The 25,554-nt window shown below is 69.8% G+C and carries 22 protein-coding genes and 1 tRNA gene; 14 read left to right on the top strand and 9 right to left on the bottom strand.

What is annotated here, in order from left to right:
- Positions 1-9 precede the first annotated feature (9 nt).
- The 4 genes from QHG49_RS16760 to QHG49_RS16745 all read right to left on the bottom strand — a co-directional run bounded on the left by QHG49_RS16760 (position 10) and on the right by QHG49_RS16745 (position 3,435).
- Positions 10-417: a hypothetical protein gene (locus QHG49_RS16760; protein ID WP_370530473.1), complete on the bottom strand. Its 408-nt coding sequence runs from the start codon at positions 415-417 to the stop codon at positions 10-12.
- Positions 418-475: 58 nt separating this feature from the next.
- Positions 476-973: a plasmid mobilization relaxosome protein MobC gene (mobC, locus tag QHG49_RS16755; RefSeq protein WP_159703392.1), complete on the bottom strand. Its 498-nt coding sequence runs from the start codon at positions 971-973 to the stop codon at positions 476-478.
- 861 nt (positions 974-1,834) lie between these two features.
- On the bottom strand, positions 1,835-2,530 hold the full coding sequence (locus QHG49_RS16750) for an ATP-binding protein (protein WP_159708395.1): 696 nt from the start codon (positions 2,528-2,530) through the stop codon (positions 1,835-1,837).
- Complete coding sequence (locus QHG49_RS16745) at positions 2,527-3,435, bottom strand: hypothetical protein (RefSeq protein ID WP_301490170.1); 909 nt, start codon at positions 3,433-3,435, stop codon at positions 2,527-2,529. The genes QHG49_RS16750 and QHG49_RS16745 overlap by 4 nt, the downstream gene beginning before the upstream one ends.
- Before the next feature lie 501 nt (positions 3,436-3,936).
- Here QHG49_RS16745 and QHG49_RS16740 point away from each other — a divergent pair.
- From QHG49_RS16740 to QHG49_RS16730, 3 genes are all read left to right on the top strand, one after another.
- A complete protein-coding gene (locus QHG49_RS16740; protein ID WP_189755739.1) occupies positions 3,937-4,194 on the top strand; it encodes a helix-turn-helix domain-containing protein in 258 nt (85 codons plus the stop codon).
- Between the two features lie 156 nt (positions 4,195-4,350).
- Positions 4,351-4,563 (top strand): excisionase family DNA-binding protein, encoded by a 213-nt coding sequence (locus tag QHG49_RS16735; RefSeq protein WP_301490169.1) that lies wholly within the window; start codon positions 4,351-4,353, stop codon positions 4,561-4,563.
- The gene (locus QHG49_RS16730; protein ID WP_301490168.1) at positions 4,563-5,714 is read left to right on the top strand and encodes a site-specific integrase; all 1,152 of its coding nucleotides are present in this window, start codon (positions 4,563-4,565) and stop codon (positions 5,712-5,714) included. Before QHG49_RS16735 ends, QHG49_RS16730 begins: the two co-directional genes overlap by 1 nt.
- Before the next feature lie 325 nt (positions 5,715-6,039).
- On the opposite strand, the gene QHG49_RS16725 is transcribed toward QHG49_RS16730, so the two are convergent.
- A complete protein-coding gene (locus QHG49_RS16725; protein WP_301490167.1) occupies positions 6,040-8,949 on the bottom strand; it encodes a sel1 repeat family protein in 2,910 nt (969 codons plus the stop codon).
- Positions 8,950-9,189: 240 nt separating this feature from the next.
- Between QHG49_RS16725 and QHG49_RS16720 the strand changes: the two genes are divergently transcribed.
- Positions 9,190-9,372, top strand: coding sequence for a hypothetical protein (locus tag QHG49_RS16720; protein WP_085565771.1), 183 nt, complete (start codon positions 9,190-9,192; stop codon positions 9,370-9,372).
- Between the two features lie 450 nt (positions 9,373-9,822).
- On the opposite strand, the gene QHG49_RS16715 is transcribed toward QHG49_RS16720, so the two are convergent.
- Positions 9,823-9,896, bottom strand: a tRNA-Gly gene (locus QHG49_RS16715).
- A gap of 544 nt (positions 9,897-10,440) precedes the next feature.
- Here QHG49_RS16715 and dcd point away from each other — a divergent pair.
- Both dcd and QHG49_RS16705 read left to right on the top strand, forming a co-directional pair.
- Complete coding sequence (gene dcd / locus QHG49_RS16710) at positions 10,441-11,016, top strand: dCTP deaminase (RefSeq protein WP_145487019.1); 576 nt, start codon at positions 10,441-10,443, stop codon at positions 11,014-11,016.
- 13 nt (positions 11,017-11,029) lie between these two features.
- Entirely contained in the window at positions 11,030-11,527 is a 498-nt protein-coding gene (locus QHG49_RS16705; RefSeq protein ID WP_145487021.1) for a phosphoribosyltransferase, read from the top strand.
- Positions 11,528-11,616: 89 nt separating this feature from the next.
- Here the strand turns inward: QHG49_RS16705 and QHG49_RS16700 are convergent, their stop codons facing one another.
- A complete protein-coding gene (locus QHG49_RS16700; RefSeq protein ID WP_301490166.1) occupies positions 11,617-12,696 on the bottom strand; it encodes a Yip1 family protein in 1,080 nt (359 codons plus the stop codon).
- Positions 12,697-12,972: 276 nt separating this feature from the next.
- On the opposite strand from QHG49_RS16700, the gene QHG49_RS16695 reads away from it, so the two are divergent.
- Positions 12,973-13,299, top strand: a complete 327-nt coding sequence (locus tag QHG49_RS16695; protein WP_136100407.1) for an antibiotic biosynthesis monooxygenase — start codon at positions 12,973-12,975, stop codon at positions 13,297-13,299.
- Between the two features lie 682 nt (positions 13,300-13,981).
- On the opposite strand, the gene QHG49_RS16690 is transcribed toward QHG49_RS16695, so the two are convergent.
- Positions 13,982-16,264: a (Fe-S)-binding protein gene (locus QHG49_RS16690; protein WP_301490165.1), complete on the bottom strand. Its 2,283-nt coding sequence runs from the start codon at positions 16,262-16,264 to the stop codon at positions 13,982-13,984.
- A gap of 219 nt (positions 16,265-16,483) precedes the next feature.
- Between QHG49_RS16690 and QHG49_RS16685 the strand changes: the two genes are divergently transcribed.
- The 7 genes from QHG49_RS16685 to QHG49_RS16655 all read left to right on the top strand — a co-directional run bounded on the left by QHG49_RS16685 (position 16,484) and on the right by QHG49_RS16655 (position 24,438).
- Positions 16,484-17,515: an MraY family glycosyltransferase gene (locus QHG49_RS16685; RefSeq protein ID WP_145487027.1), complete on the top strand. Its 1,032-nt coding sequence runs from the start codon at positions 16,484-16,486 to the stop codon at positions 17,513-17,515.
- A 94-nt stretch (positions 17,516-17,609) separates the two neighbouring features.
- Positions 17,610-19,454: a molecular chaperone DnaK gene (gene dnaK / locus QHG49_RS16680; RefSeq protein ID WP_145487029.1), complete on the top strand. Its 1,845-nt coding sequence runs from the start codon at positions 17,610-17,612 to the stop codon at positions 19,452-19,454.
- Positions 19,451-20,125, top strand: coding sequence for a nucleotide exchange factor GrpE (gene grpE, locus QHG49_RS16675; protein ID WP_145487030.1), 675 nt, complete (start codon positions 19,451-19,453; stop codon positions 20,123-20,125). Before dnaK ends, grpE begins: the two co-directional genes overlap by 4 nt.
- A 36-nt stretch (positions 20,126-20,161) precedes the next feature.
- The gene (dnaJ, locus tag QHG49_RS16670) at positions 20,162-21,337 is read left to right on the top strand and encodes a molecular chaperone DnaJ (protein ID WP_145487031.1); all 1,176 of its coding nucleotides are present in this window, start codon (positions 20,162-20,164) and stop codon (positions 21,335-21,337) included.
- Positions 21,338-21,342: 5 nt separating this feature from the next.
- Complete coding sequence (locus QHG49_RS16665) at positions 21,343-21,798, top strand: heat shock protein transcriptional repressor HspR (RefSeq protein WP_145487032.1); 456 nt, start codon at positions 21,343-21,345, stop codon at positions 21,796-21,798.
- A 318-nt stretch (positions 21,799-22,116) separates the two neighbouring features.
- The gene (locus QHG49_RS16660; protein WP_145487033.1) at positions 22,117-23,223 is read left to right on the top strand and encodes a sugar ABC transporter substrate-binding protein; all 1,107 of its coding nucleotides are present in this window, start codon (positions 22,117-22,119) and stop codon (positions 23,221-23,223) included.
- 198 nt (positions 23,224-23,421) lie between these two features.
- Positions 23,422-24,438, top strand: coding sequence for a LuxR C-terminal-related transcriptional regulator (locus tag QHG49_RS16655; RefSeq protein ID WP_145487034.1), 1,017 nt, complete (start codon positions 23,422-23,424; stop codon positions 24,436-24,438).
- Between the two features lie 59 nt (positions 24,439-24,497).
- Here the strand turns inward: QHG49_RS16655 and QHG49_RS16650 are convergent, their stop codons facing one another.
- Positions 24,498-25,502 carry a helix-turn-helix transcriptional regulator gene (locus tag QHG49_RS16650; RefSeq protein ID WP_167532274.1) on the bottom strand — a complete coding sequence of 335 codons (1,005 nt, stop codon included), beginning with the start codon at positions 25,500-25,502 and terminating at the stop codon, positions 24,498-24,500.
- Between the last annotated feature and the right edge of the window lie 52 nt (positions 25,503-25,554).

The following is a 25,554-nucleotide window of genomic DNA, read 5'->3' as shown; positions in this document are numbered from 1 at the left end:
GCTCTCGAGTCAGTTGCGCGCGACGCCATATACCGGCTCAACTCGTGATCGCTGACGGTCGGGCCATCGGCAGCCCGCGTCCTGGTCGGGGTCGTCGATGCCGGCGGCGACCATCCGGCGGGCCATCTCGCCCCACTCCTCGTCGGTCAGGAGCCGGTCTTCGGCGGCGTTGCGGATGGACAGGTGCCACACGTGCTTTTTCGGCCGCTCGGCATGGTCGAGGTTGTTGACGGGCTGGTCCAGGAGCTGCTGGATCTGTTTGAGGGTGGCGGAGGGGTCGCGGCCGGGGTCGGGTGCGTTGTGGTCCCAGGAGGCGACCAGGTGCGGGTCGTCGTGTTCTTCGTGTTTGCCGGGCCGTGCAGGTAGGACAGGAGGCCGATGGTGCGCTGCCCGCGCTTTCTGTATCCGGGGGATCATCTGGTGTCCGAGATGGGTGCTGGGGCTGGTGGGGACGGGGCGTCGTCCGGGTGCCGGGTCAGTGCTGTTCCAGCAGTCGGTCTGTGACTGCCTGTACGCGGCTCACGGCGCGCTGGACCGCCGTGACGACCGCGTCGAGTTCGGCAGGGTGAGCACCGGTGTTGAGGGCGCGGGCGATCTGGTTGAGGTTGTTGCCGACCTGCCCGAGGTGCCGGCGCGCGGCGAACAGTTCGGTGACCAGCTCACGGTGGCCGGCGATGGCGGCGGCGGTGTTGTCGAGGTCCTGGGCGGCGGCGAGGCCGCTGCGGGCGAGGAAGGCGGGCAGGCTCGTACGGGTCGCGCGAGCGGCGGCGGAGAGCTGGGACTTCTCGTCGTCGTTCAAGCGGACGCTGCATACGTAGTCGCGCTTGTCCGCGGTCGGCTTCGGCGAGCGCTTGCGCGAGGTCTTCTTCGTGGCGCGGGACTTGCGCGGTGACGGCTTCTCATCCGGCTGCGATCCGCCCTCGGTCGCTGCCTGGCGGGTCGGCACCTCCTGGTGCCGGTCCGATCCCGCCACCCCCGGGGCGGGCTCCGGCCCGGATGCCTTCCCCGGCGGGGAAGAGTGTCTTGGCCGATAACTTGCTCCGCCTGGGGCTGAGGTGGTGCTGTCCCGGCGGGGGTTGGGGGTCGGTTCGTGGTTTGCCTGGTGCACGGAAGTCTCTCTCGGCCAGCTGAGGCATGGCCTGTCGTGTGGCGTTGTTTGGCTCGTGGGGAGGGAGGGCGCGGACGGTCGGCCAGGTGGGCGTGTGTGTGGGCTGTTCTCGGACCCGAGCCGAGAGTGGGGACCGGTCCCCACTTCTTCTGGGCGCTGACGTTCGGGGACTGGGGTATGGGTCATCGGCGGATGCCGGTCCCGAAAGTGTGGGGACCGGGGTCTCGGTCCCCACATCAGATGAGCCCGTTGGGGACCGGTCCCCGGGTTCGGTCCCCTGGGGTCGGTCGCGGTCCCCGGTCTCCGTCCCGATGCTGACGCCGGTCCCCGTCCAGGTGACGTCGGTCCCCGTCGCACTCCACTTTCCATGCAGCCATAGGCCGCGTGACCTGCGGCTTCACCGGGACCGGTCCCCGGGACCGATGGGTGCGCTGGAGCCCGGTCCCCGGCCCCCGATCGAATTCCGGTCCCCGGTCCCCAAGTTCGGTCTCCGAGTCGGGCCTCGGTCCCCAACGGGTTGTCGCTGCGGTGGTCCCCGGATGGTCCCCGCACGTTGGGGACCGGTCCCCGCGCTCGGTCCCCGCCTCCTCGGTCCCCGCCCTCGGTCCCGGTCCTGGTCCCCGGAGTCGGTCCTCTGCCCTCGCGTTCGGTCCCGGCACCACTCCGGCTCCCCGGGTGAAAGCTCCTCGGAGGTCCGCCGCCCGTGGTCGGCGGACCGCTGCCGAGTTAGGTGGGCCGGTGGCGTCGTCGGTCGGGGCCGTCGAGGATGACGCGTTCGGTCATCTCGGCGAGGCGGGAGGCGACGCGGTCGCCGAGGGTGGTGCGGAGTTCGGCGGTGGGGAGGTTGGTGGTGATGAGGGTGGGGAGCATGTGCTCGTACCGGTGGTTGATGAGCCGGTAGGTCAGCTCCTCGGTCCACTCGCTGGTCCTGGCCGCGCCGAGGTCGTCCAGGAGCAGCAGCGGGCTGCGTGCCAGAGTCTGCAGATCGCGTTCGGTGTCGTGGCCGGCCCGGGGGCGCAGGCGGGCGTGGAGGTCGGCAGTGGTGGTGGCTTCCCAGCGCAGGCGGACCCCGCGGGCGAGCAGGGTGCGGATAGCGCCGTACGCCTGGTGGGTCTTGCCGGTGCCGGTGGGACCGGCGATCAGCAGCGACGGGCCCTCGGCGATGCCCGGCCCGCCGGGGCCGGGGCGGCCGGCTCGGGTGATCTCGTCAGCCCAGGCGGTGATCTGCGGGTGGTCGGCCAGGGCGCGGCGGTAGCGGGCGGGGATACGGGCGCCGGCCAGTTCCAGGGCGGTGACACGCTCGGCCGGGGCTTCCCCGCCGGCCGCTGCGGCGGAATCGATGCCGCGCCTGGCCAGGATGCCGTTGAGGCGGGCGGCGATGGGCCCGACCTGCTGGGGTCCGCGGGTGAGGGTGGCGGTCAGAGCTGGTCTCCATAGGCGGCGGCGACATCGGCGGGATTCGTCCACGACCTGTGGACAACTTGCCTGGCGGGCGTGGCGTTCATGGCCTCGTGCACGAGGCTCGGCAAGGTGCGGGGGTGCAGACCCTTGACACGGTGCCGTTCGAGACCGGCCCGGACGTGTGCGGGGTCGATCCCCTCGTCGAGCAGCTTGCGTACCTCGCGACCGAGATGGCCCAGGACGTCCTTGGGCGGACGGTGTGCGCAAGCGGCGGCGTACTCGGTGATGAGCTGCTTGGCCAAGACGGTGTCGGGCGCGGGGGCGCTTGCGCCCCCCGAAGGGGTACTTCCTAGATCCATGATCCTAGGTCCTAGATCCGGACCCTGAGGACTCACTGACTGCTCCGTGAGCTGGTCGTGCGCCTTCACGGAAGGCTCCGTGAAATCCTCCTGACCTGCGCTTTCGCGTACGTCTCCGGTATTCACCGTCGTCTCCTGCTGTTGGCGGGAGCCCTTACGGAGGGTTCCGTGAGGCAGCGGTGCGGCCTCGGTGAGGCCGGCTCGTGCGACGCCGTCGACGGTGTCGTGGTGGGGGCATGCGGGGAGCCGGCTCTTGCTGGGCCGGTTGATCTTCTGGTGCTGGTGCCAGGTGACGACGTGCAGGTAACGCTTGTCGTCGGGGCCGGTGTAGCGGCAGATGAGGCCGGCGTCGGCGAGCTGGGCGAGGTCCTTCTCGACGTCGGCGGGGGTGTGTTCGGGGCGCAGGACCCACAGCTGTCCGGCGATGATCGCGGCGTGGTCGCGGTGGCGGTCCTGGTCGTCGGCCTGGGTGAGCAGGCCGAAGAAGGTGCGCTCGGCGGTCAGGGTGACGGCGGCCAGGGACTCTGAGACGAAGGCTTCGGGCTTGATGGTGCGGATTCGTGCCAAGAGCGGGGCGGTCCTCACTCGGTGGCCAGGGGGCGGGCACCCATGGCTCAACGTCGACGGGGGCGGTGGGGGCGTCAGGTGTGGGGGAGTTGCCGACCGGCTGCCGCTCGGCTCGTTGAGCCGCTCGCGGATTTTCCGGGGCTGTCGTCAACATAGCCACACCCAGTGCGGACAAGTCCAGCCCCAAACGGCCAGATCTCTGACGGCAGAAAGGCGGTCGGAAAACAGGTCGTAGAGGGCGGTGGGAAAACCGTAGGGCACGATCGGCCGCTGACCAAATAGTTGCCCGTAAACCCGAGCCAGAAGGATCACATCGGCAAACCGTTGACGTCTGCGGGCGGCGAAGCTACAACACAACACCCCTCGTTAGACACCCTGTCGGCGCTGCTCGACGCACGGGCTGACGAGAGGGGCGTACCCCCGCGTGCCGTGTGCGCGGGGCGCAACATAGCCGACGATCGCCGGTTAACCAAACCGGCGAGTGCACGTTACAACGGAGCCATGGCAGCACGTTCATTGGAAATTGGCCCAGCCGGAATAAGGGCCGCCCGAAACATCGAGATTCTCCGCACCGAGCGCGGCCTCCCGCAGCGTGAGCTTGCCGCTCGTGTCACCGCTCTCGGCCGGCCGATGTCCAACACGATGCTGTCCCGCATCGAACGCGCCCAGCGCCGCTGCGACATCGATGACCTGGTCGCCCTCGCACAGGCGCTGCACGTGCCGGTCCCGGCCCTCCTCCGCGGCCCGGCGACCGCCTGAATCCGACTTCGCCACTCCGAGAACCCCCACGCCGCCGCCACCTCCAGAACCGCCGCCCCGCCTCCGCCCCGAGTGAGGAGCCACCGCACTTGCGCCCACCCGCAATACCCCCTGTCCGCTCCCGTCTTCAGCGCGCTCCGAAGGAGGTGATCACCCATGGCTGACCGTCTGCTGACGGTGGGCGAAGCCGCCGAACAACTCGGCACGGGCGAACGGTTCGTGCGCCGCCTCATCGCCGAACGCCGCATCCGCTACGTCAAGCTCGGCCGCCCGGTCCGCATCCCGAAGAGCGCCGTCACCGAGTACATCGAGGCACGCACCGTCGAGCCGGTCCGCCGCACCCGCCTCCGGTACGGGAGGGCGGCCTGATGGCAGGACGCAGACCCCAGCGCCGACGCGAGTTCGGCACCGTACGCCGGCTCGCCTCGGGCCGGTGGCAGGCCCGTTACGTCGGCCCGGACGGGACCCGTCACAAGGCCCCCGAGACGTTCGACACCAAGACCGACGCGCAGGACTGGCTCAACCTGGTCCGCGCGGACATCGACCGCAACCAGTGGCGGAACCCGGACGCCGGCGCGGTCAACTTCGAGAAGTACGCGCTGCGGTGGCTGGAGGAACGCGGTCTGGCGCCGACCACGGTCGACCGCTACAGCGGCCTGCTCCGCCTGCACATCCTGCCGACGTTCGGCGGCAGGGACCTGGACGAGATCACTCCGCCCGCCGTTCGCGCCTGGCGTGCCGAACGGCGGAAGGCGACGGGCGCCACCACGGTCGCCAAGTCGTACCGGCTGCTGAAGGCGATCCTGCAGACCGCGGTCGACGACGATCTCCTCCCGACCAACCCGTGCCGCATCAAGGGCGCCGGCAAGGAGGAGGCCGACGAGCGCCCCACCGCGACCGTGGAGCAGGTCTTCGACCTCGCCGACGCCATGGGCCCGCGCTGGCGGCTCATGGTCCTGCTCGGCGCCTTCGCCGCCCTCCGCCCCGAGGAACTGGCCGAGCTGCGCCGCCACAGTGTCGATCTCGACGAGTGCTCCCTGCGGATCACGCACGCCTCACCGGAGCTGACAAACGGCAAGCGGGTCACCGGCGCCCCCAAGACCCGCGCGGGCAAACGCACCGTGTACCTGCCCGACCTCCTGCTGCCGGAGCTGCGTCGACACATTCGGTGGTTCGCGGAGAAGGAGCCGGACGGTCTCCTCTTCGTCGGTGAGAAGGGCGCTCCGTTCCGCCGCTCGACCTTCGGCCGCAAGTGGCGCAAGGCCAGGAAGCAGGTCGGCATGCCGGACAACTTCCGCTTCTACGACCTGCGGCACACCGGCAACACCCTCGCCGCCGACCCCGGCGCCAAGCTGAAGGACCTCATGGTCCGCGCTGGCCAGTCCTCGGAACGCGCCCAGCTGATCTACCAGCACTCGACGGCGAAGCACCAGCGCAAGCTGGCCCAGGGCATCAATGCCGAGGTGTGGCAGCAGTTGCGGGGGTCGGCTGCCGAGCACACGGAAGCGAAGGAGGTGTAACGCGCTTTCGCCGTCCCCGGAGTAATGGGGCCCCGCATGTCCTGAGCTGGCGTCGGCTCACGCAAATTAGGCATGCACGGAGGATCCTCGTCGCCGTAGCTGGCAGCCTGCATACCCTCCTGTGCCGCGCGAAGGGCCACCACTGCTGGGAGCTGACAACCGGGCTGGCTCTTCATCGTCACCGGCATTGGCGTCGCGGCGGCATTCTGAACAGCTCCACCACGGAGCGTTCCGCTACGCGACCGGGCCGTGGGATCTGTGGCGTGGGCGACGGGGTCCGCTGATGGAGTATCCGCTGGCCGACGGGCGAGGCGTCTTCCCGCGTTCAGGCTTCGCTGCTTCCTTCTTCGGTCCAAGTCCACGGCCCCGATGGCGAACCGTCTGGTTCCAGACCGTGCTCCCAGACCCGCGCCAGCGTCACGGTACAGGTCTCGTCGCCGGAATCAGCGGCGCGTACCAAGAGCCGGGCCGCCTCCTCCCGGTTTCCCTCCCTCGCCGCACACATGGCCAGTGCGATCGTAGTGTCGGCGTGTCCCTCCCCGTCCAGCCGCCGGCGTATGCGCTCCGCCGCATCCTGATCACCTGCCTGCTCACGGCGGTCGGCGAGCGCCAGCAGTACCTCCGGGAAGCCGATATCGGCCGCCCGGCCCGCCATTTCCTCGGCCTCGTCGTGGTCCGTCCGTATGGACAACAAGGCGAGGCTCACCAACGCTTCGCCAAGACCCGCAGCCGCTGCCTGCCGCAGGAGAGGCAGGGCTGCCTCGTTGTCCCCGGCCTTCTCATATGTACGTGCGAGTTGCACCAGGGCCGTCAGAGAGCCGCCCTCGACGGCCGTCTCCAGCAGGGCTACAGCACTGGCAGGGTCGTCGGCATGCTCACGAGCCTCGGCTAGCCTCAGATACCCAATGTAGTCGCCCCGATCGGCGATCTGCTGGGCGAGGAGCTCGGCTCCTTGGGCGTCCCCCGTCCTGTCGCGGAGCAGCGCCACACTGGCCACGGCATAAGCGTGACCGGCTTGGAGCGCTTGTTCCAGCAGTTGGGCGGCCTCATCGTGCTCGCCCCTGCCCTCGACGATCCAGGCCAGCCGTGCCAGAGCGGCGTCGTCCCCTGCTGCCGCGGCCTGCCGGAGCACCGACCTCGCTTCGTCCAGCTCGCCGCGTTGCTCCACGACCTCGCCGAGCAGGCTCCATGCCCGGGTGCTGCCCCGGCGCAGAACGCGGTCGGCCAACTGCTCGGCCTGGTCGCGATCCCCTTTCAGCATCCGCAGCGAGGCCAGCTGAGCCAGCGCCTCGACGTCGCCGGCCTCGGCTGCCTGTGTGACTAGGCGTTCGGCCTCGTTCTGGTCACCTGCCTCCCAGCGGAGCCCCGCAAGCAGGAGCAGTGCCTCCATGTCACCGGCCTCGCCCGCCTGTCGGAGGTTGCGCTCCGCTCCTGCGGTATCTCCGGTACTCAGCCGGCGTTCGCTCAGCCGGCGCAGACCGAACGTGCCACCTTCGGCAGCCGCCAGCAGGGAGATCCGTTCGGCCTCGGCGTAATCGCCCGTGTGCTCGGGGATGAACGCGAGGCTATAGAGACCGACGAAATCACCCCGACCGGCGGCCTTCCGCGCCAGGCGCTCACCGGCATTACGGTCCTCGGACCACAGTCGCCTCGCACACTCCGACATGGCCGGGCCGCTGCCGAACTCAGCGGCCCGGAACCAGAGGCGACTGGCCCACCGCTTGCGCAGGCGGCGGTGTGCCGCACTGGCGAGAGCGGCGAGATCATCGGGCTGCGTCAGACGCCGGTGCGCGGCCTCCCAGAAGGAGCGGGGCGGGCAGTCCGCCCGGTGGACACGGCGGCCGTGCTGTGCCAGGTAGTCGGCGAGCCGAAGCACTCCGGGCTCCACACCCATGCTGGAGGTCCTGGGAACGTCCTGCAGTGCCCGGGTCGTGTGCTTGATGTCGGTGCGGGCGTAGGCAAGGGCGTGGGTGAACCAGTCGGGGCCGACCGCGCGGTCGGCCGCGTCGAGGTAACCGACGGCGGCCTCCTCCAGGAAGGTGAGGGGCAGCGGGCCGGTGACGCCCAGCCGGTGAGCGTCCATGGCCGCGCGCATCAGGGCACGGCCATGGACGCCGGCTGGGCCGTAGGGGTTCTCATAGTGATCGACTAGATCGGGACCAGCCGCGAGCGTCTGGGTCAGCTCGAAGGTGCCCGTGCGCAGGGCGTCGGCGAGCGCCGGGTCGTCTCCGGCTGCATCGCGTACGGCCTCGAGCGTGCCAGCGAAGCTGCGAGGGACCACGACCCTTTGCGCCTGGGCCAGCAAGGTGCGAGCCTGCCGATGCGAGTCATGCTGGCCGAACGGGACGGGCGCTGTGAGGGCCGCGCGGTGATCGGGCCACAGCGTCGCCACGACCGGGAACGGACCGTCTCGGTCGAGTCGTCGTAGCAGCGCGCTGGCCACCGCTTCCCCTTCGGGGCCGCCGAGATAGTCCTGGGCTTCGTCGAGCCACAGCACGGTGCCCGGTCGCAGCACGTCCGCGGCCAGACCTTCGAGCAGCCCAGCCGGGTCCGCAGGGAAGAACAAGTCGAAGTCGTCAGGCACCACGGCCCTGACTGCTTCGAACGCCGTCCGGGACTTGCCCGTGCAGGACCCCCCTTCCACGATCACGAGACAGGGCGCCGCTCCGTCGGCGGTCGCTGCGGACAGCCAGCTACGAAGCTCGGCGTCATGCGGACGGGGCACATACCGAGGTAGCACGAACCCGCTGGCCGGTGTGTCGGGGTGCCCCGGGATGGCGGGGTGCACCCCGAGCCGCCGTGCGCTCCACGCGCGCATCGGACGGGGTGGGTCAGACAGTGTGGACAGGCGGGCCCGGACTGCCTCGCGCTCGATGGCACTCCTAGCCTGTTGCCGTTCGGCATCGGCCCGGGACTCCTGTGCTCGACGCTCGCGTTCCGCCTCGAAGGCGGTGTTCCAGCGCTCCGCGTCGAGGAGTTGAGCGACAGTGTCGCCAGAATTGCCGACAACATGACAGTCCAGCAAACCTCGGGCAGCGGCCTCGGCCCTGATCGCATCGAGAACCCTGATCAGCCCGTGGCGGTCCTGTGGAAACTGCGCGCCCTCCAGCCATCGGCCGGCGGTGCCATGGGAGACGCCCGCGAGTCGTGCCAACCGGCGATCTGAGGGTTGGCCGGACAGCAGCTCGCGCTTGAGTGCCCCCACCTGCTTCAGGTCACCGAAGATGTCCCCCACGTGCCCCGTCTCTCAGCCCCGCCAACTCGGTCGTGCCGGTCCCGTCTGGTGGGACGTGCCCGATCGACCACCAGCCACGGCAACGATTTTAGGCGGTGTCCCGGGCATGAGCAGCGCGAATCGGCCTGCGCTGTCCTGTTGATCTCGGAAGGCAGTCGGACACCTCACCAGACAGGCAGCGTGTCGGCAAGCGAACGGTGCGCGTTCGGCCACCGCCGATCCCGACAAGGACAAACTGTCATGACTACGCTTCAGCTGGTCTCCCTGCTCCTCGCCCTGTCCGTCTGCGTCCACGTAGGCTGCGTGTCCGCGTTCGTCGCCTGGCGGGGCGGAGTCCGGCCCGCCACGGCCTTTCTGATCGGCGGGGGTTCGTGCGGCACAGCTTGCGGACTCTATCTGGCCGCGGTGAGCGCCTATCGATGACGCCGATGCCGGGATTGATCCACGGGGGCCGTGGCTGAAACGCCGGTGACGGACCGGCGGTGGGCGGGCCCAAACAGACGGTTGCGAGCCCAGTCAGGGCTTGCATGGGTGGGCTTTGCGGTCAGCGACGGGCGGTGCTGGTCCGGCAGCCTGTACGCGATCAGCTCGGAGCGGGACGAGGCCGGGTGGCCGTTCGCGGGCGCGGTGTCGGTCGGCGTTGATCGTTGCGCAAGCCATCCTTTACATAAGCGATTCGGTCGCCTTCTGTGCAATCAGTGACACAGGTCACTTGAAAGGCGTCTCGCCATTCGAGACCAACTGGCGACGGGATGGCCTGAGTGGCGCGTGAAAGTCCCCGAGAAGGCCGCTTCGGCTGCGCTTAGGGCACGCTACCCCCAAATTGGCCTAGACAACAAGCAAACCCCAGGCCGCTGACCTGGGGTTTCTCTCTGGAGCGGGTGACGAGAATCGAACTCGCGCTCTCAGCTTGGGAAGCTGATGTTCTACCATTAAACTACACCCGCGTAAGTACGGACAAAGTTCCCGAGATCGGTCTCTGTCCGACGCTCGCTCACTGTACCTCATCGCAGGCTCCCGGTGCTCACGGCCCGGGGGTCTGAGGGTGTTTCAGGGCGGGGATCCGGCTGCGGGGGGCGGGAGTTGGGGCGTACGGTGGGGGCGCTGTGAGAGGGGCCGGGTGAGGTCGGAGTGCCGCCTGGAGAGTCGTCTCTTTGATCCCGTAATGTGGCTTTTGTCGTCGGGTTGGTCAGCCCGACGAGGCTCTTGGGGAAGGGACTTAAGGGACTTGATGGAACGCACCGTCGTCCGCTGTGCCGATGGGCACGTCTTCAGCACCGCTTCGTTCCCGATGCAGCAGGCCGAGCGGCTCGGCCCCGGTCGGCTCATGCGATGCCCTCGATGCGCGCGGCTCCGCAGCGTCGTGCCGGTCGCCCTGCAGAAGCAGGGGTAGGCGACAAGGTCAGCACGCGGGGTAGCCGCGGCGTCACCCAGGGCGCGCGGAGTCGTCACGATTGTCATGGCTCCGCGCGCCTTGCGTATCCTCGCTACGTGCTTCTCTCAGACAAGGACATCCGGGCCGAGATCGACGCCGGGCGGGTCCGGATCGATCCCTTTGACGAATCCATGGTGCAGCCTTCGAGCGTCGATGTCCGGCTGGACCGCTACTTCCGGGTGTTCGAGAACCACCGGTACCCGCACATCGACCCCTCCGTCGAGCAGCCCGACCTCACGCGGCTGGTGGAGCCGGAGGGCGACGAGCCGTTCATCCTGCACCCCGGCGAGTTCGTGCTCGCGTCGACGTACGAGGTCATCTCGCTCCCCGACGACCTCGCCTCCCGGCTGGAGGGCAAGAGCTCGCTCGGCCGGCTCGGTCTGGTCACCCACTCCACCGCCGGGTTCATCGACCCGGGCTTCAGCGGTCACGTCACCCTCGAACTGTCGAACCTCGCGACCCTGCCCATCAAGCTCTGGCCGGGAATGAAGATCGGCCAGCTGTGCCTGTTCCGGCTGTCCTCGCCCGCGGAGTTCCCGTACGGCAGTGAGCGCTACGGCTCGCGGTACCAGGGCCAGCGCGGGCCGACCGCCTCGCGGTCCTACGTCAATTTCCATCGGACCCAGGTGTGAGGGCAGCCAGAACATGAGCGACGTGCGGGAGAACCTGACCTACGAGAGGTTCGGCGGCGCCGTCCGCGAGCTGGCGCGGACCATCGCGGACGACGGGTACGAGCCGGACATCGTGCTCAGCATCGCCCGGGGCGGCGTGTTCGTGGCCGGCGGGCTCGCCTACGCCCTGGACTGCAAGAACATCCACCTGGTGAACGTCGAGTTCTACACCGGCGTGGGCACCACCCTCGAAATGCCGGTCATGCTCGCGCCCGTACCCAACGTGATCGACTTCTCCGACAAGAAGGTCCTGATCACCGACGACGTCGCCGACACCGGCAAGACGCTCAAGCTGGTCCGCGACTTCTGCCTGGACACCGTCGCCGAGGTGCGCTCCGCGGTGATCTACGAGAAGTCCCACTCCCTCGTGAAGTGCGAGTACGTCTGGAAGCGCACCGACGACTGGATCAACTTCCCGTGGAGCGTCGAGCCGCCCGTCGTGAAGCGGGACGACCAGGTGCTCGACGCCTGAGGAACAGGGACGGAGAAAAGGGCCCCCGGCGCGGCGGAAGCCGCGCCGGGGGCCCTTTCCATGTCCGACGGACCGACTGGACGGACTGACTAGAACGTGCCCAGCTTCACGATCGACAGCAGCGCGATCAGCTGGATCGCCGCCGCGCCCAGCGCCTTCGGCCACGGCAGGTCGTGGGAGCGGGACACCATCATGGTGAGCAGCGCGCCCGCGGCGAGCCAGGTGGCCCAGCCGAGTATCTGGACGAAGCCCGCGTCACCGCCGAAGAACATGGCGAAGATGAGGCGGGGCGCGTCCGTGAGCGCCGTGATCAGCATGGACAGGCCCACCGTGGGCTGCCACGCGCCGTCGCCGCCGAGCTGGCGGGCCAGGGTGTGGGTGACCACGCCGAGGATGAACAGGCCGAGCACCATCACGACCGCGGTGATCAGCACGATCGGCACCGCGTTGGACAGCGTGGCGCCGATGGCCTCCTTGCGGGCGTCGTCGAAGCCGAAGACGGCGAGCAGGCCGTAGAGGAAGGTCACGATCAGGGCCGGGCCCCACATCGTGTAGTCCCGCATGCGCAGGAACGTCGGGTCGGGGGAGAGGACGATCCCCCGCAGCAGTTCCTTCCAGTGCAGCGGCGGGCCCACCGGCGGGGCGGGCGCGGCGGCGCCGGCCTGGTAGGTCGAGCCCTGGGTGTAGCCGGCGGCCTCGTCGATGGAGAAGGCCTGGGTGTGGCCCGGGTTGTTGGCCGCGTACGGGTCGGGCGTGCCGCCGCCGTAGCCGTCGTCGAAGTACTCGGGGCCGTCGTTCGCCGGGCCCTGGTGGCCGTACGGCCGGCCCTGCTGCGGGTACCCCTGCCGGCCGTACCCCTGCTGCCCGTACGACGGCTGGGGCGGCTGCGGCGACGGGTAGCCGTACGACGGCGACGGCCGTCCCGTGCCCTGTCCGGGCGCCTGGGGCCCCTGCTGCCCGTACGACGACGGGCCGCGCCGCCCGCCCCCCGACGGGCCGGGGCGGCCGTACGACGGTCCCTGCGGCGCCTGCTGTCCCTGGGGGGTGCGGTCGTCCCGGCCCCCGCGTCCGATCCTGAATCCAGCCACGTCATCGAACGTACCTGGTCCCGGAGGGTGACGTGCCGGGCCCGGCGGTCCGGGCCCGGCATTGCGGCCGACCTGTGACATCCCCTAAGGGACCGTCAGCCGTTTCACCAGGGATGGTTCCGGGTTTGAACCGTCCCGGCCCGGTGAAGCGCGGCTCAGTCCGCTGACGCGCGCCTCAGTCCGCGAAGACGGAGCCGAACTGCGGCACCCCGGTCGTGGACACCCCGGCCGAGGCGGGCGACACCGCGCGGGAGCCGATCGCGGGAGTTCGCCGGGTGCCGTTAAGTATGTGATGTCCGTGGCGAGTTATCGGGTGCCCCTGCGGCGGGAGCGGGGCGGGTGGCGCAGGATGGACCCATGAGCGTAGTGAAGATCAATGTGCTGACCGTGCCCGCCGAGCAGCGGGAGGTCCTGGAGAAGCGGTTCGCCTCGCGGGCGCACGCGGTGGAGAACTCCGACGGCTTCGAGTGGTTCGAGCTGCTGCGCCCGGTCGAGGGCACCGACCAGTACCTCGTCTACACCCGCTGGCGCGACGAGGCGTCCTTCCAGGCGTGGATGGAGGGCCCGATGAAGGCCGCCCACCAGGGCGGCGCCACCGAGGGCGACCGCCCGAGGCCGGCCGCCTCCGGCTCCACCCTGTGGTCCTTCGACGTGGTCCAGCAGGCGGCCCCGAAGAACGCGTGACACCGGCGCTGGGCCTCGGCGAACGCGTGACACCGGCGCTGGGCCCGGCGCCCGTACGAGGCCCAGCACGACCCTCCGGGCCCCCAGAGCGCCCCACGCGACGCCCCCCGGGCTCCCTGCGGCGTCTCGCGCGGCGTCCGCATGCGCGCGGCCCGGCGCCCGGGGAGCGCACGCCTCGCCCATGGCCTACGGGGCTGACCAAGTACGGCGGCTGCGGCGCACGGCCGCGGGTCTGCCCGGCCCGATCGGCTCGTGCGCGCCCAGATGCCCCGGGGATCGTCCGGCGAGGTCACGTGCACGCGAGCAGGGGCCCGGCCTCCGCTCCCTGCGGTCCGTCCCCGGCCTTCGGCCTGTGCTCCGTTCCCGGTGTCCGGCCGGGCCTTGGCCTGCGGCTCGGTCTCCCACCTGTGGGACCGCTGCCGGCCTTCGACCCGTCCACGGCCTGAGTTCTGTTCTCCTCCTGCGGCGCGTACGGCCTGCGTCTCGGCCCCGGCCTCCGGTCTGCGGTCCGTTCCCGGTCGCCGCCGGTGCAGGGCTCGGCCTCGGGTGGCGGGCTCCGGGCTCCGGCCCGTTCCCGTCCCCGCCCCCCTCGCTCCTCCCTCCCCCCCACACACACACAACAACGCCCCCTGCCTGTGCGAAGCAGGGGGCGTCGTCGGGTTTCAGGGGGCCTTGGGGGCCGTCACTTGACCGGCTCGGGTTCCGGGGTGGTCTCGGACGCGGACTCGCCCGCAGGGTCCACCGGGGTCCGCACCGAGTCCAGCAGGAGCTGGGCGACGTCGACGACCTGGATGGATTCCTTGGCCTTGCCGTCGTTCTTCTTGCCGTTGACCGAGTCGGTCAGCATGACGAGGCAGAAGGGGCAGGCCGTGGAGACGATGTCCGGGTTGAGGGAGAGGGCCTCGTCCACGCGCTCGTTGTTGATGCGCTTGCCGATGCGCTCCTCCATCCACATCCGCGCGCCGCCCGCGCCGCAGCAGAAGCCCCGCTCCTTGTGGCGGTGCATCTCCTCGTTGCGCAGGCCCGGGACCTTGCCGATGATCTCGCGCGGGGGCGTGTAGATCTTGTTGTGGCGGCCCAGGTAGCACGGGTCGTGGTAGGTGATGATGCCCTCGACCGGCGTGACCGGGACCAGCTTGCCTTCGTCCACCAGGTGCTGGAGCAGCTGGGTGTGGTGGATGACCTCGTAGTCGCCGCCGAGCTGCGGGTACTCGTTGCCGAGCGTGTTGAGGCAGTGCGGGCAGGTGGCCACGATCTTCTTCGCGGCCTTCGGCTTGCGGGACTCCGCGGTGACCTTGCCGTCGTCGTCCAGCTCCTCGCCGAACGCCGTGTTCAGGGCCATCACGTTCTCCATGCCGAGCTCCTGGAACAGGGGCTCGTTGCCCAGGCGGCGGGCGGAGTCACCGGTGCACTTCTCGTCCCCGCCCATGATCGCGAACTTGACGCCCGCGATGTGCAGGAGTTCGGCGAACGCCTTCGTCGTCTTCTTGGCCCGGTCCTCCAGCGCGCCCGCGCAGCCGACCCAGTACAGGTACTCGACCTCGGTGAGGTCCTCGATGTCCTTGCCGACGACCGGGACCTCGAAGTCGACCTCCTTGGTCCACTCCAGGCGCTGCTTCTTGGCCAGGCCCCAGGGGTTGCCCTTCTTCTCCAGGTTCTTGAGCATCGTGCCCGCCTCGGAGGGGAAGGCCGACTCGATCATGACCTGGTAGCGGCGCATGTCCACGATGTGGTCGACGTGCTCGATGTCCACCGGGCACTGCTCGACACAGGCACCGCAGGTGGTGCAGGACCACAGCACGTCCGGGTCGATGACGCCGTTCTCCTCGGCGGTGCCGATCAGCGGGCGCTCGGCCTCGGCCAGGGCGGCGGCGGGCACTCCGGCCAGCTGCTCCTCGGACGCCTTCTCCTCGCCCTCCATCGTCTTGCCGCCACCGGCCAGCAGGTAGGGCGCCTTGGCGTGCGCGTTGTCCCGCAGCGACATGATCAGCAGCTTCGGGGACAGCGGCTTGCCCGTGTTCCAGGCGGGGCACTGCGACTGGCAGCGGCCGCACTCGGTGCAGGTGGAGAAGTCCAGCAGGCCCTTCCAGGAGAACTGCTCGACCTGGGAGACACCGAACACGTCGTCCTCACCGGGATCGGTGAAGTCGATCGCCTCGCCGCCCGAGGTCATCGGCAGCAGCGCGCCCAGCGAGGTGCCGCCGTCGGCGTTGCGCTTGAACCAGATGTTCGGGAACGCGAGGAAACGGTGCCACGCCACGCCCATGTCGGTCTTCAGGGCGACCGTGATCATCCAGATGAAGGAGGTCGCGATCTTCAGGGCGGCGAAGAAGTAGGTGAGGTTCTGGAGCGTGCCGACGCTCATGCCCTTGAACCAGGCGACGACCGGATACGAGATGAAGAACGACGCCTCGTAGCCGTCGACATGGTGCTGGGCGCCCTCCAGGGCGTGCAGCGTGAAGATGCAGACGCCGACGATCAGGATGACGGCCTCGACGAAGTACGCCTGGCCGAAGTTCGAGCCCGCGAAACGGGACTTGCGGCCCGGCTTGTCCGGCTTGCTCAGCTGGCGGATCGCGATCAGCACCAGGATGCCGAGCGTCGTCATGGTGCCGAGGAACTCGACGAACATGTTGTACGGCGCCCAGTCGCCGATGACCGGCAGGATCCAGTCCGCCTTGAAGAGCTGGCCGATCGCGTTGACGATCGTCAGCAGCAGGGAGAAGAAGCCCACCGCCACGAACCAGTGCGCCACGCCCACGATGCCCCAGCGGTTCATCCTGGTGTGGCCGAGAAACTCCTTGGCCACGGTGATGGTGCGCTGTGCGGGGTCATTGGTCCTGGTCCCGGCCGGTACCGGCTGGCCGAGACGCATGAAGTGGAAGATCTGGAGGAGGGCGCGGCCGAACAGTGCCACGCCGACCACGATCAGGACCAGCGACACGATGATCGCGGCGAGTTGCATTGGGGCTCCTGAGGGCGGCCTCGAATTGACCGAGCGACATTACTAAGCGGTAACTTATGTAGTCCTCTGAGACTACCCCTATCTTCCGTCGCGATGCAGGGGAGCGCGGGGTGATATGGGTCGCTGAGGGGTCGCCCATGGTGGCGCGCTGATCACGTCAAGAGCAATCTGATCGTGTTATTCATCCCGAATTGCTACTTTCACCCCTACCTTAGAGCCGTGCTCTACGGGATCGCCGCGGCCTCCGCCGCCCTGCTGCTCACCGCCGTCCTCGCGGCACTGCTCCGGCTGCCCGCCCTGCGGGCGGGGGTCGTCGACCGGCGCCGCGGACGTCCGCTGCCCCTGCTCGGCGGCCTCGCCGTCGTCACCGTCACCTCGCTGGTCGCCTGGACGGGTGAATGGACCCGGGTCGCCCCTCTGGGTGACGGCGTCGGCGGGCTGCTCCTGGCCGCCGTGGCGGTCGGACTGCTCGGCCTGGTCGCCGACGTCTGGCGGCTGCGCGGCCGGGCGATCGCCGCCGGTACGGCGGTGGCGGCGGCCTGTGTGGTGCCGTACGACGAGACGGGGCCGGCCGGGGGCGCGCTCGCCGTGGCCGGGATCGTCGTCGCCACGCTCGTCTTCCGGGGGCTCGACCACGCGGACGGTCTGGCCGGGACCGTGGGCGTGATCACCGCCTTCGGGGCCGGTGTCTGCGCCGCCATCGAGGTGATGGACGGGCTCGCCGTCCTGCTCAGCGTGTTCGCCGCCGCCCTCACCGGCTTCCTGATGCACAACTGGCATCCCGCCCGGGTCGGACTCGGCGCCTGCGGCTCGCTGTTCACCGGTTTCCTGCTGTCCTCCGGGGTCGTCTTCACCCGCGCGGGGTACGCGATCGGACCGAGCGCGGCCGTGCTGTTCTGCCTCGGTGCCGTCGCCCTCGCGGACGCCGCCCTGGTGGTCCTCGTACGGCTGCTCGGGCGGCGGCCGCTGCTGCGGCGCGGCCCGGACCACCTGGTGCACCGGCTGCGGCGGTTCGGGCTCACCCCGCCGGGGGCCGTGGTGGTGCTCGGGGTGTGCGCCTTCGCCGCGGTGCTCACGGGGGTGCTCGTGCATGGCGGGTGGGTGGGGGAGGAACCCGCGCTGTGGGTGGCGGGAGGAGCGGCCGTCCTGGTGCTCGTCCTCCTGCGGGCGCCCGTTCGTATTCCGGTCCAGCGACCCCGTCGTATGGCATCGACGCAGGTCAGCGAGCGGTTGCGTGTAAGGAACGGATAAGACTTGAGTCTGGATGACTCAGGTCTGTTGACCCCAGCGCCCCGCTCGTGCACACTTGAGCCTGTTCCACTCAAGTCAGCTGGAGGAATCAACCATGGCACGTGCGGTCGGCATCGACCTGGGCACGACTAACTCCGTCGTCAGCGTTCTGGAGGGCGGCGAGCCCACCGTCATCACCAACGCCGAGGGTGCCAGGACCACGCCGTCCGTCGTCGCCTTCGCGAAGAACGGCGAGGTGCTGGTCGGCGAGGTCGCCAAGCGCCAGGCGGTCACGAACGTGGACCGGACCATCCGCTCCGTCAAGCGCCACATGGGCACGGACTGGAAGATCGAGCTCGACGGGAAGCAGTTCAACCCGCAGCAGATGAGCGCGTTCATCCTGCAGAAGCTGAAGCGGGACGCCGAGGCGTACCTGGGCGAGAAGGTGACCGACGCGGTCATCACCGTCCCGGCGTACTTCAACGACTCCGAGCGCCAGGCGACCAAGGAGGCCGGCGAGATCGCGGGCCTGAACGTCCTGCGCATCGTCAACGAGCCGACGGCCGCCGCGCTGGCCTACGGCCTCGACAAGGACGACCAGACGATCCTCGTCTTCGACCTCGGCGGCGGCACCTTCGACGTGTCCCTGCTGGAGATCGGCGACGGCGTCGTCGAGGTGAAGGCCACCAACGGTGACAACCACCTCGGTGGCGACGACTGGGACCAGCGCGTCGTCGACTACCTGGTCAAGCAGTTCCAGTCCGGTCACGGCGTGGACCTGTCCAAGGACAAGATGGCCCTCCAGCGCCTCCGCGAGGCCGCCGAGAAGGCCAAGATCGAGCTGTCCTCGTCCACCGAGACCTCGATCAACCTGCCCTACATCACGGCGTCCGCCGAGGGCCCGCTGCACCTGGACGAGAAGCTCACCCGCGCCCAGTTCCAGCAGCTGACGGCCGACCTGCTGGAGCGCTGCAAGACGCCGTTCCACAACGTCATCAAGGACGCCGGCATCTCCATCAACGAGATCGACCACGTCGTCCTCGTCGGTGGCTCCACCCGTATGCCCGCCGTGGCCGAGCTCGTCAAGGAGCTGACCGGCGGCAAGGAGGCCAACAAGGGCGTCAACCCGGACGAGGTCGTCGCCATCGGCGCCTCGCTCCAGGCCGGTGTCCTCAAGGGCGAGGTCAAGGACGTCCTGCTGCTCGACGTCACCCCGCTGTCCCTCGGTATCGAGACCAAGGGCGGCATCATGACCAAGCTGATCGAGCGCAACACCACGATCCCGACCAAGCGCTCCGAGATCTTCACCACGGCCGAGGACAACCAGCCGTCCGTGCAGATCCAGGTCTACCAGGGCGAGCGCGAGATCGCGGCGTACAACAAGAAGCTCGGCATGTTCGAGCTGACCGGTCTGCCGCCGGCGCCCCGCGGCGTCCCGCAGATCGAGGTCTCCTTCGACATCGACGCCAACGGCATCATGCACGTCACGGCGAAGGACCTCGGCACCGGCAAGGAGCAGAAGATGACCGTCACCGGCGGCTCCTCGCTGCCGAAGGACGAGGTCGACCGCATGCGCGAGGAGGCCGAGCGCTACGCGGAGGAGGACCACAAGCGCCGCGAGGCCGCCGAGACCCGCAACCAGGGCGAGCAGCTCGTCTACCAGACCGAGAAGTTCCTCAAGGACAACGAGGACAAGGTCCCGGGCGAGGTCAAGACCGAGGTGGAGTCCGCCATCGCCGAGCTGAAGGAGAAGCTCAAGGGTGAGGACACCGCCGAGATCCGCACCGCCACCGAGAAGGTCGCGGCCGTCTCGCAGAAGCTCGGCCAGGCGATGTACGCCGACGCCCAGGGCGCGCAGGCCGCGGGCGAGGGTGACGCCGGCGCCGGCCAGGCCAAGGCCGACGACGACGTCGTGGACGCCGAGATCGTGGACGACGAGCGCAAGGACGGTGCCGCGTGACGGAGGAGACCCCGGGCTTTGAAGAGAAGCCCGACGTCCCCTCCGGCGCCACCCCTGACGACGCCGAGTCGAAGGCCGCCCCCAAGGAGGGGGCGGCCCCGGCCGGGGACGCGAACGCAGACGCCGGTCTGGTCGCCCAGCTGGACCAGGTCCGCACCGCGCTCAGCGAGCGCACCACGGACCTCCAGCGGCTCCAGGCCGAGTACCAGAACTACCGCCGCCGGGTCGAGCGGGACCGGGTCACGGTCAAGGAGATCGCCGTCGCGAACCTCCTGACCGAGCTGCTGCCCGTGCTCGACGACATCGGCCGCGCGCGGGAACACGGCGAACTGGTCGGCGGCTTCAAGTCGGTGGCCGAGTCGACGGAGAGCATCGCGGCCAAGCTGGGCCTCCAGCAGTTCGGCAAGGAGGGCGAGCCCTTCGACCCGACCATCCACGAGGCCCTGATGCACAGCTACGCGCCGGACGTCACCGAGACGACCTGCGTGGCGATCCTGCAGCCCGGGTACCGCATCGGCGAGCGCACCATCCGCCCCGCGCGGGTGGCCGTGGCCGAGCCCCAGCCGGGCGCGCAGGCCGGCAAGCCGGAGAAGGCGGGCAAGGCCGAGGGCGCCGAGGAGAAGTCCGAGGCGGCCGACGACAAGGAGAACGGTGGCCCGGAGGAGGGCTGACGTAATCACAGCGGACGGGAAGGAGGGACGTCGGGGATGAGCACCAAGGACTTCATCGAGAAGGACTTCTACAAGGTCCTCGGCGTCCCCAAGGACGCCACCGAGGCCGAGATCAAGAAGGCGTACCGGAAGCTCGCGCGCGAGTTCCACCCGGACGCCAACAAGGGCAACGCCAAGGCCGAGGAGCGGTTCAAGGAGATCTCCGAGGCGAACGACGTCCTCGGCGACCCCAAGAAGCGCAAGGAGTACGACGAGGCGCGCGCCCTGTTCGGCAACGGAGGCTTCCGCCCCGGCCCGGGCGCCGGCGGCGGCAACTTCAACTTCGACCTGGGCGACCTCTTCGGAGGCGGCGGCACCGCCCAGGGCGGCGGCTTCGGCGGCGGACTCGGGGATGTCTTCGGGGGCCTGTTCAACCGCGGCGGCGCGGGCGGGACGACCCGTACGCAGCCGCGCCGCGGCCAGGACGTGGACACCGAGGTCACCCTCAGCTTCACCGAGGCGATCGAGGGGGCCACGGTGCCGCTGCGGATGACCTCCCAGCAGCCCTGCAAGGCCTGTTCCGGCACCGGCGACAAGAACGGCACGCCCCGGGTGTGCCCGACCTGCGTCGGCACCGGCCAGATCGCCCGGGGCTCGGGCGGCGGCTTCTCGCTGACCGACCCGTGCCCCGACTGCAAGGGCCGCGGTCTGATCGCGGAGAACCCGTGCCCGGACTGCAAGGGCAGCGGACGCGCCAAGTCCTCGCGCACCATGCAGGTCCGCATCCCGGCGGGCGTCACCGACGGGCAGCGGATCCGGCTGCGCGGCAAGGGCGCCCCCGGCGAGCGGGGCGGTCCGGCGGGCGACCTGTATGTGACCGTGCACGTGGGCGAGCACCCGGTGTTCGGCCGCAAGGGCGACAACCTCACGGTGACCGTCCCGGTCACCTTCACGGAGGCCGCGCTCGGCGGCGAGGTGCGGGTGCCGACCCTCGGCGGCCCGCCGGTCACCCTGAAGCTGCCCCCGGGCACTCCGAACGGCAGGACCATGCGGGCCCGCGGCAAGGGCGCGGTCCGCAAGGACGGCACCCGCGGCGACCTCCTGGTCACCGTCGAGGTGAGTGTCCCGGAGGACCTGTCGGGGAAGGCTCGTGACGCACTGGAGGCGTATCGCGAGGCGACCGCGGGCGAGGACCCGCGGGCGGAGCTGTTCGAGGCCGCGAAGGGAGCTTGAGAGTGATGGAAGGCCGCCGGCGCAATCCGTACGAACTGACCGAGGAGACCCCGGTCTACGTCATCTCGGTGGCGGCCCAGCTCTCCGGACTCCACCCGCAGACGCTGCGCCAGTACGACCGCCTGGGCCTGGTCTCCCCGGACCGCACCGCGGGCCGGGGCCGGCGCTACTCGGCCCGTGACATCGAACTGCTCCGCCAGGTGCAGCAGTTGTCGCAGGACGAGGGCATCAACCTGGCCGGCATCAAGCGCATCATCGAACTGGAGAACCAGGTCGCCGCGCTCCAGTCCCGTGTCGTGGAGCTGGAGTCGGCCCTGGACGGGGCGGCGGCCACCCTGCGCCAGCGCGAGGCCGCCGTGCACGCCTCCTACCGCCGGGACCTGGTCCCGTACCAGGAGGTCCAGCAGACCAGCGCGCTGGTCGTGTGGCGGCCCAAGCGGACCTCGCAGCAGGGCGACTGACCGCCCGTATCCACCACGCACGGCGAAGGGCCCCGGACGCATCCCGTCCGCGGGCCCTTCGCCGTTCCCGGACCCGTCCGGCACGGCGGCGGCCACAACCCTTTCTTTGCCGCCTCGTGGACTCCCCTTGGATGGACAGCCCGTAAAGGGTGTTTGGAGAGGTTTCCCCATTGCTTTCACATGTCGGACGGCGCGTAGCGTTGCGCACTCGTTAAGCAAGGCTCCTTGACGCCGGCTGTCGGCTCCGCGTTGTCTTTTGAGACACCTGGGTCCTATAGCAGCACCCACGTCCGAAACACACGTGAAGTGAGCCCTCGTATGCGCCGTATCGCCCTGTCCGTGGCCGCCTGTGCGGCGACCCTCTCGCTGGCCGGCTGCGGCGTCCTGAACGCGACGGGGGACAGCACGAGCGCGAGCCCGGCCAAGGGCGACGACCTCACCGTGGGCCTGCTGCTGCCGGAGAAGACCAACACGCGCTACGACAAGTTCGACTACCCCATCATCAAGAGCAAGGTCTCCGACCTGACCGCGAAGCAGGGCAAGGTCGAGTACGAGAACGCGAACGCGGACGCGGCCGAGCAGTCTGCCCAGATGCAGAAGATGATCGACGACAAGGTCGATGTGATCCTGCTGGACGCCGTCGACTCGCACGCCATCGCGGGCGAGGTGACGAAGGCCAAGGACGCGGGCATCCCGGTCATCGCCTACGACCGCCTGGCCGAGGGCCCGATCAGCGCGTACGTCTCCTTCGACAACGAACTCGTCGGCGAGGTGCAGGGCCGTTCGCTGCTGGACGCGCTGGGCTCGAACGTGAGCACCGCCAAGAAGATCGTGATGATGAACGGCTCGCCCACCGACCCGAACGCCAAGCAGTTCAAGGAGGGCGCGCTCTCCGAGCTGAACGGCAAGGTGACCATCGCGGCCAGCTACGACACCACGGACTGGAAGCCGGAGAACGCCGAGGCCAACATGGCGAAGGCGATCAGCCAGATCGGCGCGGGCAACATCGCGGGCGTCTACTCCGCCAACGACGGCATGGCGGGCGGCGTCATCAAGGCCCTGAAGGCCGCGGGCGTCACCAGCCTGCCGCCGGTCACCGGCCAGGACGCCGAGCTGGACGCCGTGCAGCGGGTGGTGGCGGGCGAGCAGTACATGAGCGTCTACAAGTCCTACCCGGACGAGGCCGAGGCCGCCGCGCAGATGGCCGTCGCCAAGGTCCAGGGCAAGGACATCCAGTTCGACGCCCTCACCGAGGACAAGGTGGACAGCCCCACCACCAAGAACATCCCGTCCAAACTGGTCCAGGTGAGCGCCCTGACCCGCAAGAGCGTCAAGGACACCGTCATCGCGGACGGCATCTACACCGTGGACGACATCTGCACCGCCAAGCTCAAGGCGCAGTGCGCCGCGATCGGCCTGAAATAGCCGTCCGCGGCGGGGCCCCGGGCGGGTCGCCCGGGGCCGCCACCAGCTTGTTGCAGTGTGAGGCGCGGAGGCCGGGAGATACCCTCGCAAGGCGGCGCTTAACGGCCGCCGGGGTGGGGGGAGCCGTGTTGCGGACCCGGTCGGCGCCACGCATAGTTGCGCTGCGGAAGTGGCAGCACACCGGGGGTGGAATGCGCGATGGCCGGGCGGAGGGCGGAGCAGCATCCTCACGGTGCCGACCGGCTGTGCGAGGCCGGGGACCGCGTGTACGAACGGGCGGTGCGCCGGGGCCGGGTGCCGCGCGTCGAGGCCGAGGCGGTGCCCTGCCTGCTGGAGCTGGCCCTGCTGCATCCGGACCCCGACGACATGGACTGGCTGGTCCCCACCTCCCCGCAGGAGGTCATGACCCGGCTGCTGCGCGGGGTCTACGACGAGGTCAGTGAGAGCCAGCGCCGGGTGGGCTCGGCGGTGGCCGCCTTCGAGTGGTACGCCGGGCTCGGCCAGTTGCAGGCGCTCGCGGCGCCGGCCGGGGGCAGCGCGGTACGGGTGCTGGACGGGCTGTCCCGGATCCAGGCCGCGATGGACGAGGCGACGCAGGCGTGCACCACCGAGGTGCTCACCGTGCAGCCGGGCGGCATCCGGCGGGAGGCCGAGCTGACCGAGGGCCTGCACCGGGCGCTGGCGCTGCGCGGGCGGGGGGTGCGCATGCGGGACCTGTACACGCATGTGGCCCGGCACGGCCAGGGGCTGCTCAACTACCTGGAGCTGATGGGCGACACGGTGGAGGCCCGCACCCTGGACGAGGTCATCGACCGGCTCATCCTCTTCGACCGCACGGTCGCCTTCATCCCGGCGAACGCCGACCGCACCATGGCCCTGGAGCTGCGCCACCCGGCGCTGGTGGAGTACCTGGTGACCGTCTTCGAGCGGCTGTGGCGGCTCGCCATCCCGCTCACCGCGCCGCTGCCGGACACCGGCATCGAGGGCATCTCGCACCGCGAGCAGTCCATCGCCGCGCTGCTCGCCGAGGGCCACCAGGACGCGGTGATCGCCGAGCGGCTCGGCATCAGCGTGCGGACCTGCCGCGCGCACATCGCCCGGCTCTCGGAGACCCTGGGCGCGGCGAGCCGTACCCAGCTCGGGGTGCGCATCGCGCAGGCGGGCCTGGACGGCAGCGGCAGGGGCGTCCCGGCCGCCCGGGACGCCTCGCGGTGACAGCCCCTCAGCAGGCCCCGTACGGCCCTGTACGGGCCCGCACGGGGCCTACGGGCGGCTCACTTGTCCAGGATGCCGGACTGGGCGATGAGATAGCCGAGCTGGGCGCGGCTGCCGCTGCCGAGCGCCTGGGCGAGCCGGGCGATGTGGGCGCGGCAGGTGCGCACGTTCATCCCGAGCCGGCGCGCGATGGCCTCGTCCACATGACCCTCCACCAGGAGCTTGGCGATGGAGTGCTGGATCTCGGTGATGCCGTCGGGCGCGGTCTCGTACGGGGCGCCCGCGGTCAGCGGGACCGCGCGGTTCCACATGAACTCGAAGACCTTGATGAGGTAGCGGATCAGCCCGGGGTTGCGCAGTTCCAGGGCCACCTGCTGGTCGTCGCGGGTGGGGATGAAGGCGACCGACTCGTCGCAGATGATGAGCCGTTCGACCAGTTCGTCGATGGTCCGGTACTCCACCTTGCCGCTGGTGAGCTGGGCGACGTAGCCGAGATGGCCGAGGTTGTAGCGTGCCGTGTGCTGGTAGAGGGTGCGGATGTGCACACCACGCTCCACCAGCGCGGTGTCCCGCTCCAGGCCCTGGGTGATGGTGTGTTCGGTGAAGCGGTTGCTCGGCTGCACGGTGAGCACGGCGGACTGGCACTGGGCGGTGGCCAGGTCGAGGGCGGCGTTGATGCGGTCGCTGCCCTCCAGGACCGTGATCGAGTGGGTGGCGGACCCGGTCTGGGTACTCATCGCGAGGAACGGCTCGAACACGTCGGAGAGTTGCACCGCCCAGCGCCGCCGGTCGGCTATCTCCCGTTCCACGGGCGACAATCGCTGGGCCAGCGCCACCGCCGGCGGCACCGGGCGCAGCCAGTCGGGATCGTCCGGGTCCGGGTGGAGCAGGGCGAACTCCATCAGGCAGGGAGCCGATGCCACGTCAGCGCGGGAGACACGTCCGGTACGCAGGGCGTTGGCGTAAAGTCGGCCCCCTTCCTCGCACAGTTCGGTGACCGCATGGGGATGTACCGTATTGTGCCGATTTGAAGTCAAATCTCCACCCCCCAGGGTCCTGAACATGCAGGAACATGATGCACTGATTGTGTGGTCATGATGTGCCTGAATGAGCCAT

It is taken from the genome of Streptomyces sp. WP-1 (assembly GCF_030450125.1).
Taxonomy (GTDB): Bacteria; Actinomycetota; Actinomycetes; order Streptomycetales; family Streptomycetaceae; genus Streptomyces; species Streptomyces incarnatus.
The sequence above is the reverse complement of the archived record's forward strand: the minus strand, read 5'-3'. Positions and strand labels throughout refer to the sequence as shown.

Excerpts from the sequence above, each read along its gene's own strand:
- QHG49_RS16760 (WP_370530473.1), bottom strand. The coding sequence starts at position 417 with ATGATCCCCCGGATACAGAAAGCGCGGGCAGCGCACCATCGGCCTCCT.
- QHG49_RS16740 (WP_189755739.1), top strand. The coding sequence starts at position 3,937 with ATGGCAGCACGTTCATTGGAAATTGGCCCAGCCGGAATAAGGGCCGCC.
- QHG49_RS16735 (WP_301490169.1), top strand. The coding sequence starts at position 4,351 with ATGGCTGACCGTCTGCTGACGGTGGGCGAAGCCGCCGAACAACTCGGC.
- QHG49_RS16730 (WP_301490168.1), top strand. The coding sequence starts at position 4,563 with ATGGCAGGACGCAGACCCCAGCGCCGACGCGAGTTCGGCACCGTACGC.
- QHG49_RS16720 (WP_085565771.1), top strand. The coding sequence starts at position 9,190 with ATGACTACGCTTCAGCTGGTCTCCCTGCTCCTCGCCCTGTCCGTCTGC.
- QHG49_RS16705 (WP_145487021.1), top strand. The coding sequence starts at position 11,030 with ATGAGCGACGTGCGGGAGAACCTGACCTACGAGAGGTTCGGCGGCGCC.
- QHG49_RS16700 (WP_301490166.1), bottom strand. The coding sequence starts at position 12,696 with ATGTCACAGGTCGGCCGCAATGCCGGGCCCGGACCGCCGGGCCCGGCA.
- QHG49_RS16695 (WP_136100407.1), top strand. The coding sequence starts at position 12,973 with ATGAGCGTAGTGAAGATCAATGTGCTGACCGTGCCCGCCGAGCAGCGG.
- QHG49_RS16690 (WP_301490165.1), bottom strand. The coding sequence starts at position 16,264 with ATGCAACTCGCCGCGATCATCGTGTCGCTGGTCCTGATCGTGGTCGGC.
- dnaK (WP_145487029.1), top strand. The coding sequence starts at position 17,610 with ATGGCACGTGCGGTCGGCATCGACCTGGGCACGACTAACTCCGTCGTC.
- dnaJ (WP_145487031.1), top strand. The coding sequence starts at position 20,162 with ATGAGCACCAAGGACTTCATCGAGAAGGACTTCTACAAGGTCCTCGGC.
- QHG49_RS16665 (WP_145487032.1), top strand. The coding sequence starts at position 21,343 with ATGGAAGGCCGCCGGCGCAATCCGTACGAACTGACCGAGGAGACCCCG.
- QHG49_RS16660 (WP_145487033.1), top strand. The coding sequence starts at position 22,117 with ATGCGCCGTATCGCCCTGTCCGTGGCCGCCTGTGCGGCGACCCTCTCG.
- QHG49_RS16655 (WP_145487034.1), top strand. The coding sequence starts at position 23,422 with ATGGCCGGGCGGAGGGCGGAGCAGCATCCTCACGGTGCCGACCGGCTG.
- QHG49_RS16650 (WP_167532274.1), bottom strand. The coding sequence starts at position 25,502 with ATGTTCAGGACCCTGGGGGGTGGAGATTTGACTTCAAATCGGCACAAT.